This window comes from Agromyces sp. NPDC055658 (genome assembly GCF_053618155.1).
In genome coordinates this window covers 1-13,694 of record NZ_JBSHHD010000056.1, presented here as the reverse complement: position 1 = coordinate 13,694, position 13,694 = coordinate 1, and the positions used below count along the sequence as shown (strand labels likewise).

Annotated in this window: 11 protein-coding genes and 4 tRNA genes; 5 read left to right on the top strand and 10 right to left on the bottom strand. The window is 69.7% G+C overall.

Annotated features, from left to right (window positions below):
* Positions 1-125: 125 nt before the first annotated feature.
* On the bottom strand, positions 126-1,016 hold the full coding sequence (pdxS, locus tag ACWGPE_RS17840) for a pyridoxal 5'-phosphate synthase lyase subunit PdxS (RefSeq protein WP_275506905.1): 891 nt from the start codon (positions 1,014-1,016) through the stop codon (positions 126-128).
* A gap of 111 nt (positions 1,017-1,127) precedes the next feature.
* On the opposite strand from pdxS, the gene ACWGPE_RS17835 reads away from it, so the two are divergent.
* Together ACWGPE_RS17835 and pdxY are read left to right on the top strand one after the other, a co-directional pair.
* Complete coding sequence (locus ACWGPE_RS17835; RefSeq protein ID WP_452049189.1) at positions 1,128-2,489, top strand: aminotransferase class I/II-fold pyridoxal phosphate-dependent enzyme; 1,362 nt, start codon at positions 1,128-1,130, stop codon at positions 2,487-2,489.
* A gap of 7 nt (positions 2,490-2,496) precedes the next feature.
* A complete protein-coding gene (pdxY, locus tag ACWGPE_RS17830; RefSeq protein WP_231430865.1) occupies positions 2,497-3,348 on the top strand; it encodes a pyridoxal kinase PdxY in 852 nt (283 codons plus the stop codon).
* Between the two features lie 95 nt (positions 3,349-3,443).
* On the opposite strand, the gene ACWGPE_RS17825 is transcribed toward pdxY, so the two are convergent.
* Both ACWGPE_RS17825 and thrS read right to left on the bottom strand, forming a co-directional pair.
* A complete protein-coding gene (locus ACWGPE_RS17825; protein WP_231430864.1) occupies positions 3,444-4,016 on the bottom strand; it encodes an HIT family protein in 573 nt (190 codons plus the stop codon).
* Positions 4,013-5,947, bottom strand: a complete 1,935-nt coding sequence (gene thrS, locus ACWGPE_RS17820; protein ID WP_275506966.1) for a threonine--tRNA ligase — start codon at positions 5,945-5,947, stop codon at positions 4,013-4,015. Before thrS ends, ACWGPE_RS17825 begins: the two co-directional genes overlap by 4 nt.
* Before the next feature lie 334 nt (positions 5,948-6,281).
* Here thrS and ACWGPE_RS17815 point away from each other — a divergent pair, with 334 nt between their 5' ends.
* Positions 6,282-8,345: a glycosyl hydrolase family 28-related protein gene (locus ACWGPE_RS17815; RefSeq protein ID WP_452049188.1), complete on the top strand. Its 2,064-nt coding sequence runs from the start codon at positions 6,282-6,284 to the stop codon at positions 8,343-8,345.
* Positions 8,346-8,623: 278 nt separating this feature from the next.
* Here ACWGPE_RS17815 and ACWGPE_RS17810 read toward each other — a convergent pair.
* From ACWGPE_RS17810 to ACWGPE_RS17800, 3 genes are all read right to left on the bottom strand, one after another.
* Positions 8,624-8,698 (bottom strand) — tRNA-Val (locus ACWGPE_RS17810).
* Between the two features lie 25 nt (positions 8,699-8,723).
* Positions 8,724-8,797, bottom strand: a tRNA-Cys gene (locus tag ACWGPE_RS17805).
* Between the two features lie 56 nt (positions 8,798-8,853).
* Positions 8,854-8,926 (bottom strand) — tRNA-Gly (locus ACWGPE_RS17800).
* Between the two features lie 237 nt (positions 8,927-9,163).
* Between ACWGPE_RS17800 and ACWGPE_RS17795 the strand changes: the two genes are divergently transcribed.
* Positions 9,164-9,236, top strand: a tRNA-Val gene (locus tag ACWGPE_RS17795).
* A 141-nt stretch (positions 9,237-9,377) separates the two neighbouring features.
* Here ACWGPE_RS17795 and ACWGPE_RS17790 read toward each other — a convergent pair.
* The 4 genes from ACWGPE_RS17790 to zapE all read right to left on the bottom strand — a co-directional run bounded on the left by ACWGPE_RS17790 (position 9,378) and on the right by zapE (position 12,938).
* Positions 9,378-9,701 carry a hypothetical protein gene (locus ACWGPE_RS17790; protein WP_452049187.1) on the bottom strand — a complete coding sequence of 108 codons (324 nt, stop codon included), beginning with the start codon at positions 9,699-9,701 and terminating at the stop codon, positions 9,378-9,380.
* A gap of 124 nt (positions 9,702-9,825) precedes the next feature.
* Positions 9,826-10,389 carry a type II toxin-antitoxin system PemK/MazF family toxin gene (locus tag ACWGPE_RS17785; protein ID WP_376930330.1) on the bottom strand — a complete coding sequence of 188 codons (564 nt, stop codon included), beginning with the start codon at positions 10,387-10,389 and terminating at the stop codon, positions 9,826-9,828.
* A gap of 52 nt (positions 10,390-10,441) precedes the next feature.
* A complete protein-coding gene (locus ACWGPE_RS17780) occupies positions 10,442-11,704 on the bottom strand; it encodes an ammonium transporter (RefSeq protein WP_231430860.1) in 1,263 nt (420 codons plus the stop codon).
* A 178-nt stretch (positions 11,705-11,882) separates the two neighbouring features.
* Positions 11,883-12,938 (bottom strand): cell division protein ZapE, encoded by a 1,056-nt coding sequence (zapE, locus tag ACWGPE_RS17775; RefSeq protein WP_231430859.1) that lies wholly within the window; start codon positions 12,936-12,938, stop codon positions 11,883-11,885.
* Positions 12,939-13,081: 143 nt separating this feature from the next.
* Here zapE and ACWGPE_RS17770 point away from each other — a divergent pair.
* On the top strand, positions 13,082-13,694 hold a 613-nt coding region (locus tag ACWGPE_RS17770), incomplete at its 3' end, for a sulfurtransferase (protein WP_452049186.1).

Here is a 13,694-nt window from a genome sequence, read left to right as displayed (position 1 = left end):
GTCGGTGAGCCAGTGCGTGTGCCGCAGGGCGGCGAGCCCGTGCGGGGCCGTCGCGGGCGCGGGGCGCGCGGGGGGGCCGGCGGGGCCCGCCCCCGCGTCGACGGAGCCGGCTCGCAGGGTCGTCGTCACCAGCCGCGCTCGGCGAGTCGGTGCGGCGCGGGCAGGTCGCCGACGTTGATGCCGACCATCGCCTCGCCGAGGCCGCGCGACACGTCGGCGATGACCGAGGGGTCGTCGTAGAACGTCGTGGCCTTGACGACCGCGGCGGCGCGGGCCTCGGGGTTGCCCGACTTGAAGATGCCCGAGCCGACGAAGACGCCGTCGGCCCCCAGCTGCATCATCATGGCCGCGTCGGCCGGCGTCGCGACGCCGCCCGCGGTGAACAGCACGACCGGCAGCTTGCCGGTCTCGGCGACCTCGGCGACGAGCTCGTACGGCGCCTGCAGCTCCTTCGCGGCGACGTACAGCTCGTCCTTCGTCATCGACGAGAGCGCGTTGATCTCGGAGGTGATCTTGCGGATGTGCTTCGTCGCCTCGGAGACGTCGCCGGTGCCGGCCTCGCCCTTCGAGCGGATCATCGCCGCACCCTCGTTGATGCGGCGGAGCGCCTCGCCGAGGTTGGTCGCACCGCAGACGAACGGCACCGTGAAGTTCCACTTGTCGATGTGGTTGACGTAGTCGGCGGGCGAGAGCACCTCTGACTCGTCGATGTAGTCCACGTCGAGAGCCTGCAGCACCTGCGCCTCGACGAAGTGACCGATGCGTGCCTTCGCCATGACGGGGATCGAGACCTCGGCGATGATCGCCTCGATGAGGTCGGGGTCGCTCATGCGGGCGACGCCGCCCTGGGCGCGGATGTCGGCGGGCACGCGCTCGAGCGCCATCACGGCGACCGCGCCGGCGTCCTCGGCGATGCGGGCCTGCTCGGGGGTGACGACGTCCATGATGACGCCGCCCTTCAGCATCTCGGCGAGGCCGCGCTTCACGCGGCTCGAGCCCGTCTCGGGTACGGTCACGGGGAATCCTTTCGATGAGCGCGCAGCGACTCGCGCTTCAGAACAGACCAACGGAATGATTGACCTAGGCCAAAAGATAGCATGGTCGGAGAACGACGAAAGGGCGGTGACGTGATCATCGACATCGAGGGACGATCGGCGGCTGAGATCGCGGAGAGCCTGCGCGCCCTGGTCGAGCGCGGGGCACTGCGCCCGGGCGACGCGCTCCCACCGGTGCGCAGCCTCGCCGAGCAACTCGGCGTCAATCGCAACACCGCCGTGGCCGCATACCGGCAACTCACCAGCGCAGGCATCGTCGTGACGCTCGGCCGTGGCGGCACCCGCGTCGCGGGCTCGGCACCCGTCGCCCAGGAGGGCTTCGCCGCCGACACCGCGCTGCGCGACATCGGCACGGGCAATCCGGATGCCTCGCGCATCCCCGATCCCTCGCCGGTGCTCGCGAGCATCGCCCGACGCCCGGTGCTCTACGGCGAACCGGTCATCGACCCCGGACTCGAACGCTGGGCCGACGACTGGATGCGCGGCGACCTCCCACCCGGCACCCCGATGCGCCTGACCGTCACGAGCGGTGCCGCCGACGCGGTCGAGCGACTGCTCGCGCAGGCGCTCACGCGCGACGACGCCGTCGCCCTCGAAGATCCGTGCTTCCTCACGAGCATCCACACGGTGCGGGTCGCCGGCTACCGCCCCGTGCCGGTGGCCGTCGACGAGGAGGGCATGACGGTCGACGGGCTGCGCGCCGCGCTCGAGCAGGGGGTGCGCGCCGTCATCTGCACGCCGCGCGCCCAGAACCCGACCGGTGCGAGCCTCACGGCCGCACGCGCCGCCGAACTGCGCGCCGTGCTGCGCGACCACCCGTACGTGCTCGTCATCGAGGACGACCACTACTCGCTCCTCTCGCGTCAGCCGTTCCATTCGCTGATCGGCCCCGAGCACCGCCGCTGGGCGCTCGTGCGGTCCGTCTCGAAATTCCTCGGCCCCGACATGTGCCTGGCGGTGTCCGCCTCCGACCCCGAGACCGCCGACCGCCTCGCGATGCGGCTGACTCCGGGCACGACGTGGGTGAGCCATCTGCTGCAGCGCCTCGTGCACGCGCTGGCGACCGACCCGGCCGTCGCCCATGGCATCCGCACCGCAGGCGAGCACTACGCCGCCCGGAACGCCGAGTTCGCAGCACTGCTGACGGCGGCCGGCGTGCCGACGGCCCCGGGCGACGGGCTCAACGTCTGGGTGGGGCTCGACGCTCCGGCCAGGGACGTCGCCGAGCAGCTCATGCGCCGGGGCTGGCTGGCCCGACCCGGCGACGAGTTCGCCCTCGGCGACCGGGCGCCGTCGGATCGGCTGCGGCTCACGGTGCACGATCTCGACGATGCCGACCTGGCGAAGCTCGCGGCCGACGTCGCGGCCTCGATCCGAGCGGTGTCGAGCCCGGAGGCACCCGTCGCGCGGGCGCGCTCGTCGGAGATGCGATGATCGAACGGTGAAGATCCTCTCGATCCAGTCGGCGGTCGCCTACGGCCACGTCGGCAACTCCGCGGCCGTGTTCCCCCTGCAGCGCATCGGCGTCGAGGTGCTCCCCGTCTACACGGTGAACTTCTCGAACCACACCGGCTACGGCGCCTGGCGCGGGCCTCTCATCTCCCCCGACGACGTCCGCGAGGTCATCACGGGCATCGAGGAGCGCGGCGTGCTCGGCGGCATCGACGTCGTGCTGAGCGGCTACCAGGGCAGCGACGGCATCGCCGACGTCATCCTCGACGCCGTGTCGCGGGTGAAGGCGGCGAACCCGTCGGCGATCTACGCTTGCGACCCCGTGATGGGCAATGCGAAGTCGGGATGCTTCGTCGCCCCCGCGATCCCGGTGCTGCTCCGCGAGCGCGTCGTGCCGGCGGCCGACCTCATCACCCCGAACCAGTTCGAACTCGGCTACCTGACCGGCACCGAACCCGACACGCTCGAGTCCACCCTCGCGTCGGTCGACCTGGCGCGCGCGTCGGGGCCGTCGACGGTGCTCGTCACGAGCGTCGAGCGGCCCGACCGCACGCCCGGCACGATCGAGATGCTCGCGGTCGACGAGCGCGGCGCATGGCTCGCGCAGACCCCGCACCTGCCGCTCAAGGCGAACGGCTCAGGGGATGTCACGGCGGCGCTCTTCACCGCGCACTATCGCCGCACGGGCGACGCCGCCGATGCCCTCGCCCGCACGATCTCGAGCGTCTACGACCTGCTGGCGACCACGCACGAGTCGGGCGAACGCGAGCTGCAGCTCGTCGAGTCGCAGGAGTTCTACGCGAATCCGCGCATGCAGTTCGAGGTGCGGCAGGTTCGCTGACCCGAGGTCGGTCGAGCAGGCGCGAGGCGCCGACTCGAGACCATCCCGCGATGGTCTCGAGACGCCGCTCCGTCGCCACTCGACCGACCGGAGGCCTATCCGGCCGGGGCGGGCCAGCCGTCCGCGATCTCCTGCCGCACCTCGCCGAGCAGCCGCGGCAGCGCCTTCGTGCCCGCGATGATCGGGAAGAAGTTCGAGTCGAGCGCCCAGCGCGGCACGATGTGCTGGTGCAGGTGCTCGGCGATGCCGGCACCCGCGATGCGCCCCTGGTTCATGCCGATGTTGAACCCGTCGCACTTCGAGACCTGCTTGACGACGCGCATGGCGGTCTGCGTGAGCTCGCCGATCTCGGCGACCTCGTCGGCGTTCGCCTCGTCGTAGGTCGCGATATGGCGGTACGGGCAGACCAGCAGGTGGCCCGAGTTGTAGGGGAACAGGTTGAGCAGGACGTAGGCGTGCTCCCCGCGCGCGACGATGAGCGACTGCTCGTCGCTCATCTCGGGCGCTCGGCAGAACGGGCAGGCGTGCTCGTCGGGCTGCTGGCCCTGCTGGATGTAAACGAGCCGATGCGGGGTCCAGAGTCGCTGGAACGCGTCGGGCACGCCGGCCAGGTCGGCCGAGGCATCCGTGGGCACCCCGTCGAACTCGTCGGCCCCGTAGCTGGTCATGCGAAGAGGTCGTCGCGGGTGGTGACCTGGCGGTGGTCGGCGATCGCCGCTCGCACGAGGTCGATCGCCCGGGCGATCGGCACCCCGTTCTCCTGGCTGCCGTCGCGGAACCGGAAGCTGACCGTCTCGCCCGAGCGGTCGTTGTCTCCCGCGATGAGCTGGAACGGCACCTTCTGGGTGGTGTGGGTGCGGATCTTCTTCTGCATGCGATCGTCGCTCACGTCGAGCTCGGCGCGCACGCCGAAGCCCTTCAGCTGCTCGATGATCGCCCCGAGATACGGCGCGTACTCGTCGGCGACGGGAATGCCGACGACCTGCACCGGCGCGAGCCACACCGGGAAGACCCCGGCATAGTGCTCGAGCAGGATCGCGAAGAAGCGCTCGATCGAGCCGAACAGCGCTCGGTGGATCATGATCGGCCGGTGCTTCTCGCCGTCGGGGCCCATGTACTCGAGCTCGAACCGCTCGGGCAGGTTGGGGTCGACCTGCACGGTCGACAGCTGCCAGGTGCGACCGATCGCGTCGCGGGTCTTGAGGTCGATCTTCGGGCCGTAGAACGCCGCCTCGCCGGGCACCTCGGTCAGCTTCAGCCCGCTCGCGAGGGCGACGTTGCGCAGCGCGTTCGTCGAGTACTCCCAGAACTCGTCGGTACCGATCCACTTCGACTTCTCGTCGTCGCGCATCGAGAGCTCGAGCTCGAAGTCCTCGAGGCCGAAGTCGCGCAGCATCGAGATGACGAACTCGAGCACGCGGGTCGTCTCCTCCTCGAGCTGCTCGGGGGTGACGAACAGGTGGGAGTCGTCCTGGGTGAACCCGCGCACGCGAGTGAGGCCGTGCAGGGCGCCAGAGAGCTCGTTGCGGTACACGGTGCCGTTCTCCGCGAGCCGCATCGGCAGGTCGCGGTAGCTGCGCGCGCGCTCCTTGTAGATGAGGATGTGCATCGGGCAGTTCATCGGCTTCAGGTAGTAGTCCTGGCCCTGCTTCGTGACGTTGCCCTCGGCGTCGCGCTCCTCGTCCATGACGATGGGCGGGAACATCCCCTCGCGGTAGGTGACCAGGTGGTTCGACTGGAGGAAGAGGTCCTCCTTCGAGATGTGGGGCGTGTACACGTAGGTGTAGCCGCCCTCGACGTGGCGGCGACGGGCGTGCTGCTCCATCTCACCGCGCACGATGCCGCCCTTGGGGTGCCACACCGACAGGCCCGAGCCGATCTCGTCGGGGAAGCTGAACAGGTCGAGTTCCTTGCCGAGCTTGCGGTGGTCGCGCTTGGCCGCCTCCTCCAGGCGGTGCTGGTACGCACGCAGCTCGTCCTTCGTCGGCCATGCGGTGCCGTAGATGCGCTGGAGCTGCGGGTTCTTCTCGCTGCCGCGCCAGTAGGCGCCGGCGACGCGCTGCAGCGCCCATCCGTTGCCGATCATGCGGGTGTTCGGCAGGTGGGGCCCGCGGCACAGGTCCTTCCAGGCGACCTCGCCGGTCTTGGGGTCGACGTTGTCGTAGATCGTCAGCTCGCCCGCGCCGACCTCGACGTTCTCGTTGTCACCGCCGGTCGAAGCCGCCCCCTTGAGCCCGATGAGCTCGAGCTTGTACGGCTCGTTCGCGAGCTCGGCGCGCGCCTCGTCGTCGGTGACGACCCGGCGCACGAAGCGCTGGCCGGCACGGATGATGCGCGCCATCTCCTTGTCGAGGGCCTTCAGGTCGTCGGTCGAGAACGCCTCTTCGACGTCGAAGTCGTAGTAGAAGCCGTCGGTGACGGGCGGACCGATGCCGAGCTTCGCCTCGGGGTTGACGTTCTGCACGGCCTGCGCCAGGACGTGCGCAGTCGAGTGGCGCAGGATGTTCAGGCCGTCGGGCGAGTCGATGGTGACCGGTTCGACGACGTCGGCGTCCGTCACCGTCGTGGCGAGGTCCTTGAGCTCGCCGTTGACGCGCATCGCGACAACGGATCGGTCGGTGAAGAGCTCGAAGCCGTCAGCCACCTGGATCCACTCCTTGGATTCTCTTGAAACGAACCCTTCAACTGTAGTCGGCCGCCGACCCTCGCTCCGGCGCACGGCTTGCGCCGAGTTGCGTGCGATCGGATGCCTCGGCGCACGAGGGCTTGCACCCGCTTGCGTCCGATCGCGCAAGAACTCGACACTTCATCGACATTTCACATCAGTGCCTTGTGCGACATCGGGCAGCGCTCCTACAGTCGGCCGCATCCGGGCCGTGCAGTGCCCGCGAGCTGTCCGATGGCGCACACGACTCGAGAGGACCCGTGCCGACATGACCCGCCGCTCCCCCACCTCATCGATACGATCGAGCGGCGCCGCCGCCGCCGCCGCGACCATCGTGATCGCCGTCGCCGCGACGGCGCTCCTCACCGCCCCCGCCGCGGCGATCGCCGCACCGGCCTCGACGCCCCCGGCAGCCGCCGTGCACGTCACCCGCGCCGGGCTCGACCCGGCGCTCGTCGCCGGCCGCGGCGCCGACGTGGCCTTCCTCGAGCAGGAGGCCGAGCACGCGACGACGAACGGCACGGTCCTCGAACCGGTCCGGGACGCCTACACCCTCGCGGCCGAGGCCTCCGGTCGGTCGGCCGTGCAGCTCGCCCCTGGCGACTACGTCGAGTTCGCGCTGCCGGAGCGCACGAACGCCATCACGGTGCGCTACTCCATCCCCGACGCGCCGGGCGGCGGCGGCATCGAGGCTCCGCTCGAGGTCACGGTCAACGGCAAGCAGCAGCGCTCGATGACCCTCACCAGCGAGTACTCGTGGCTCTACAACCAGTACCCGTTCACGAACGATCCGAACGCCGGGCTCCTCCACCCCGACTGGTGGATCACCGAGTGCGGCTGCGTGCCGGGCGACGGGTTCGAGGTGCAGAAGCCGTTCCGCCCGATGCACTTCTACGACGAGCAGCGCCTGCTGCTCAAGAAGACCTACCGGGCGGGCGACATCCTCCGGCTCACCGCCCCCGCGGGCTCGAGCGCCGCGCTCACGACGATCGACCTCGTCGACACCGAGTTCGTCGGGGCGCCGCACGTCCGGGTCGAGGCCGCCAACGTGCTCGCGTTCGGCGCCGACCCCACCGGGCGGCGCGACGCCACCGATGCGATCGACCGTGCGATCGCGTTCGCCAAGCGCAAGGACGTGCCCGTGTACCTTCCGCCCGGAACCTTCCGCGTCGATCGCCACATCATCGTCGACGACGTCACGATCGAGGGGGCCGGCAGCTGGTACACCGTCGTCCGCGGTTCCGAGGTCGCACTCGACGAGCCCTCACCCGACGGCTCGGTGCACACGGGCGTCGGCTTCTACGGCAAGGACGCGTCGGACGGCGGCAGCACGAACGTGCACCTGTCGGGCTTCACCGTTCGCGGCGACGTCGCCGAACGGATCGACACCGACCAGGTGAACGGCGTCGGGGGCGCGATGAGCGACTCGACGATCGAGGGGCTGTACATCGAGCACACCAAGGTCGGAATGTGGTTCGACGGCCCGATGAGCGGCCTCGTGGTGCGCGACAACATCATCGTCGACCAGGTCGCCGACGGACTGAACCTGCACCGCGGCGTCACCGACTCGCTCGTCGAGCACAACTTCGTCCGCAACACCGGCGACGACGCGCTCGCGATGTGGTCGGAGGGCACCGCGAACGTGCGCAACGCCTTCGCACGCAACACCGTGCAGACGCCGACCCTCGCGAACGGCATCGCGATCTACGGCGGCACCGACAACACCGTCTCCGGCAACCTCGTCGCCGACCCGATCCGCGAAGGCAGCGGCATCCACATCGGAGCCCGCTTCGGTGCCGAGGCGTTCGCCGGCACGCTCGCGATCACCGACAACACGACGGTGCGCGCCGGCACGTACGAGCTGAACTGGAACATCGGGCTCGGCGCGATCTGGTTCTTCGCACTCGACCGGTCGATCGAGGGGGCAGACATCACGGTGTCGGGCGACCACTACCTCGACAGCACCTACAACGCGATCATGCTCGTGACCGACTGGCCTGTGAAGGACCGCCATCGGATCGAGCACGTCGCATTCCGCGACCTCCGCATCGACGGCACGGGCACCTCCGTGCTCAGCGCCCGGACGGCCGGCAGCGCCTCGTTCGAGAACGTCGACGCGCGCAACGTCGGCGCGGTCGGCATCAACAACTGCGGCGCGTTCAACTTCCCGCCATCGGGCTCGGAGTTCTCGGTCGCCGATCTCGGCGGCAACGACGGCGGCGGCACGACGGGACCGTGGCTCGCACCGTGGGAGCTCCCGAACACGATCACGTGCGACGACCGGCCGCCGGTCGTCGCGCCGCCTGCTCCGGGCGCCTGGGCGCAGCCCTGACGCCGCGGGCGGTGCGGACCGGTTGGACCCGGGTCGCACCGCCCCGCAACCGATTGCCCCGAACGGGGGTGTACCCCGAAGTAGGTGATTCGGGGGACAATTCCCCGTGGACCGACCATGTCGGCCCACCGGATCCCGGTGAAAGCGAAAGCCGGTCACCGGGGTCCGGCCCACCGCTCCGGCTCGCCGCGACGGGGATGTCTCGCGCCAGCGCCGAACCTCGCACTGCGGTCGCCGCAGCGACGAGAAAAGCCCCGGCTGAGCCGGGGCTTTCATTGTGGTGGGCGATACTGGGATCGAACCAGTGACCTCTTCCGTGTCAGGGAAGCGCGCTACCGCTGCGCCAATCGCCCGAGTCGAGATGGGAGGATCTCGGCTTGGAGGTGGATACGGGATTCGAACCCGTGTATACGGCTTTGCAGGCCGCTGCCTCGCCTCTCGGCCAATCCACCGTTCATGGGTTCACCACCAAAGAACAGGAGCCGGGCTTTCGCCCGACCCTGATCAGAGCGGATGACGAGACTCGAACTCGCGACCCTCACCTTGGCAAGGTGATGCGCTACCAACTGCGCCACATCCGCGTTGCTCCGCATTTCTGCGTGCAGAGAAGACTTTATACACACTTCGAGCGATTCACAAACCGAGCGGGCCTCGCGCGATGTTCTCCCCGGTCACAGTGCCATTCGTCCCATGATTCCCGGGCGTGTCGATCGAAGCGGCACCCCCGCGCCGCGCCCGGCGGCAGCTCGATGTGCATTCGCCCTGCTCCGTCGGCTAGTATCGAGTCCGGTCACCGCAACGGAGACCGAAACCCACTTGGGCGATTGGCGCAGCTGGTAGCGCGCTTCCTTCACACGGAAGAGGTCGTCGGTTCGAGCCCGGCATCGCCCACAACGAGAAGCCCCCGGTAGCCCGGGGGTTTCCGCATTTCACGGCCGCATCCGATTCGGAACCCCTCGAGCACGCCGCACGCCGACAGCGAGACACCGCGTTCCGCGCCGATGGCACGTGGCTGCACGTGTCTGCCGGAAGTCAACGCACCGAATGCGTTCGGCCCGCATGATCTGCCGCCATGGCCTGAGCCCTGCGATTCGCCTTCACGAGGATCGCCACGATGAAGATCGCCAATGCGTCCACGACCGACACCATGAACACCGAGGCGTTGGCTGCCAGCCAGAGCAGGTTGGCGTTCGGCGGCATTCGCGACGCGTCCCAGCCGGACGCGGACTCCATGTGATTGATCGCAGCAGTGTCCGCGATCTGCCAGAGAACGAAGAACGCGACGACGGCGATGTTCAGGCCGACGAGCGCCAGCCCGCCGATCACACCAACCGTCCTCTCAAAAGCCTGCGACATTCCGGCTCCTCGTTGCATCCGTTCGAAACAGGTCCCCAGCCGCCATGCGGCCCGTCGTGCTGCCGCTGCGGAGATTCGACCAAACCGGGTGGGATACGGACGTTCATCGTTTCGAGGTCGGCGATCAGCTCCAGCCGTAGCGGCGATTGAGCGCATCGGCCACCCGCGTGTAGCGCTCGGCGTCGAGCGAGGCGGCCTCGCGCCGCATGCCGCCGGTGCGCACCCTGAAGACGCGATCGGTCTTCGCCCAACTCGGCCGCCCCTCGGCGTCCCAGGCGCCCTCGCCGAGCGAGACGTAGTCGCGGTCGCCGTCGTGCGGCTTGCTCGTGAGTTGCACGGCGAGGAAGTCCCCCGCCCCCGACGCCGCCACGATCACGACCGGACGGTCCTTGCCCCGGCCGTCGCGCTCCTCGTAGGGCACCCACGTCCAGACGACCTCACCGGGATCGGGATCGCCGTCGCGACTCGGCGCGTAACCGAGCCGGACTCCCCGGAGGCGCCGCGGATCGACCTCGACGGTCGCATCGGATCCCGTCTGCCCCGGGGAGGGCTCGCCATCGGCGAGCCGCGCCGGCGAGGCATCCCGCCCGGTCGTCGTCCGTGGCGCGGCCGATGTCTTCGAACCGCCCGAACCGAGCGCCCGCAGGAAACGGCCGACGGCGGTGAGGAGGCGGCCGGTGTCAGTCACACCGGGCACACTACCCCACCGCCGTCGGCCGGCCGAGGCTCGATGACTCGCGTCAGACGGTCTCGAGCTTGTAGGCGTCCTCGCCGTGCACGACGGTGTCGATGCCGGCGATCTCGTCCTCGTTCTTCACCCGGAAGCCCATCGTCTTCTGGATGAGCGTGCCGATGCCGAAGGTCAGTGCGAAGGAGTACACGAGCACCGAGACGGCCGCGATGGCCTGCACGGCGAGCTGCGTGAAGTTGCCGCTGTAGATGAGACCGGTCCCGTTCGCGAAGATGCCGAGGTACAGCGTGCCGATCAGGCCGCCGACGAGGTGGATGCCCACCACGTCGAGCGAGTCGTCGAAGCCGAACTTGAACTTGAGGTCGATCGCGAGGGCGCAGACGGCACCGGCGATCAGGCCGAGCACGATCGCCCAGATCGGCGTCAGCGAGGCGCAGGCGGGCGTGATCGCCACGAGACCGGCGACGGCGCCCGAGGCGGCGCCGACGGACGTCGGCTTGCCGTCCTTGATCTTCTCGACGAGCAGCCAGGCGAGGAGCGCCGCGGCGGGCGCGGCGATCGTGTTCACGAACGCGAGCGCCGCGGTGCCGTCGGCTGCGAGCTCCGAGCCGGCGTTGAAGCCGAACCATCCGAACCAGAGCAGGCCAGCGCCGAGGAGCACGAACGGCGGGTTGTGCGGGACGTGCGCGCCCTTCGAGAACCCGACCCGCTTGCCGAGCACGAGCGCGAGGGCGAGCGCCGCAGCGCCGGCGTTGATGTGCACCGCCGTGCCGCCCGCGAAGTCGATCGCGCCGACGCCGAACGCCTCCTGCAGGCCGTACGTGATCCAGCCGCCGTAGGCGAAGCTGCCGTCCTCGGCGAGGCCGAAGTTGAACACCCAGCTCGCGACCGGGAAGTAGACGATCGTCGCCCAGATCCCGGCGAACACCATCCAGCCGCCGAACTTGGCACGGTCGGCGATGGCGCCGGAGATGAGCGCGACGGTGAGGATCGCGAAAGTCGCCTGGAACGCCACGAACGCGAGCGGGGGGTACGCCGCGCCCTCGGGCGTCTCGAGGAGGCTCTCGAGCCCGATCGCCGACCAGTCGATCGACCACGGCGGCACGAGGCCCTCCGAGCCGGGGAAGGCGATCGCGTAGCCGTAGAGCACCCAGAGGACGCCGATGAGGCCCATCGCGCCGAAGCTCATCATCATCATGCTGATGACGCTCTTCGCCTTGACGAGGCCGCCGTAGAAGAACGCGAGCCCAGGGGTCATCAGCAGCACGAGTGCCGCCGAGATCAACAGGAACGCGGTGTTGCCTTGATCCATCTCTCGAACCTCTCTCGGATGCAGGTCGTGGGGGGAACCTGTGCCGCAAGTGTCACGAGTGGGCGTTTCGATCGATTCGTCGTTGTGTTTCGGGGTCGTTACGGTCGGGCGTCTCGTGTGAACAGCAGATTTCGGGATGCCTCGACGGCACGGTGAATCGGCTGCGGGAGTGCCCCGATCAGTCGTGCGGGGGCAGCTCGCCCGACGTCAGCGCGATCATGCGGCTCATCGACCGGAGGTACTTCTTGCGGTAGCCGCCGGCCATCATCTCGGCGTCGAACACCTCGTCGAGGGCGACGCCGCTCGCGACGACCGGCACCTCGGCGTCGTAGACGCGATCGATGAACGCGACGAGGCGCAGCGCCGCGTTCTGGTCGTGGAGTTCGTGGGCGCCGGTGAGCGCGATCGTGTCGAGCCCCTCGACGAGTCGCACGTACTTCGACGGGTGCACGGTCGCGAGGTGGGCGATGAGCTCGTCGAACCCGTCGAGCGAGACACGATGGCCGCGCTCGGCCAGCGCGCCGGCCGTGCGCCGCACGGCGGCGTCGTCGCCCGCGACGACCGCATGCCCTTCGGTGTCGCGCCGGCGATAGTCGAGTCCGTCGATGCGGAGCGTCTCGAAGTTCGACGAGAGCGCGTGGATCTCGCGGAGGAAGTCGGCCGCCGCGAAGCGCCCTTCGCCGAGCGCATTCGGCGGGGTGTTGCTCGTCGCGGCGACGCGCGTGCCGCCGGCCATGAGCTCACCGAGGAACCGCGTCATCAGCATCGTGTCGCCGGGATCGTCGAGTTCGAACTCGTCGATGCAGATGAGCTTGGCCCCGCGCAGCAGTTCGACCGCCTGCGCGTAGCCGAGGGCCCCGACGAGGGCCGTGTACTCGATGAAGGTGCCGAAGTACTTCGGGCCGTGCGCCACGTGCCAGAGCGAGGCCAGCAGGTGGGTCTTGCCGACGCCGAAGCCGCCGTCGAGGTAGACGCCGGGCAGCTCGATGCGCGCGGGCCGCTTGCGCGAGAAGAACCCGCCGGGACGCTGGGCGGCTCGCCACGCGCCGGCGAACTGGTTCAGCCGGTCGAGCGCCGCCTGCTGCGAGGGGAAGTCGGGGTCGGGCCGGTAGGACTCGAACGAGGCGTGCTCGAACTGCGGCGGTGGCACGAGCTCGGCCGCGATCTCTGTCCCCGAGATCGACGGATTGCGGTCGACGAGGTGGATGGGCGCCTGGCTGGAGGCCGTGGTCATGCTGGAGAGCTCCCGTGTTGCACCGGATGACGGGTGCTGTGACTGCGCCCCGCGGGCCGCGTAGATTCGGAGGGTGGACAGGTCATCAGCCTAGTCCGCTCCCCCGATCACCCCGCCCGACCGGGCGACCACAGGAGGCCCCCATGTCCGCCGAGTTCGACTCCGCCGCGAAGTTCGCCGAGTACGCCCATCCCGAGCGTCTCGTCTCCACCGCCTGGCTCGCCGAACACCTGGGCGAACCCGGCCTCGTCGTCGTCGAGTCCGACGAGGACGTGCTGCTCTACGAGACCGGCCACATCCCCGGTGCGGTGAAGATCGACTGGCACACCGACCTCAACGACCCGGTCGTCCGCGACTACGTCGATGCCGAGCAGTTCGCCGCGCTCCTCGGCTCGAAGGGCATCGCCCGCGACACGACCGTCGTCGTCTACGGCGACAAGAACAACTGGTGGGCGGCGTACGCGCTCTGGGTGTTCACGCTCTTCGGCCACGAGGACGTGCGCCTGCTCGACGGCGGTCGCGACCTGTGGATCGCCGAGGGGCGCGAGCTCACCACCGACGCATCCGACGTGACCCCCGTCGAGTACCCCGTCGTCGAGCGCGACGACCGCGCCGTGCGGGCGTTCAAGGACGACGTGCTCGCCCACCTCGGCAACCCGCTCATCGACGTGGGGGCGGGGCCGGCGGGGCACCGGGGGCGCCCCCCCCCCCCCCCCCCCCCCCCGCCCCGGGGCCGGCCCGCGGGGGGCCCCGCCC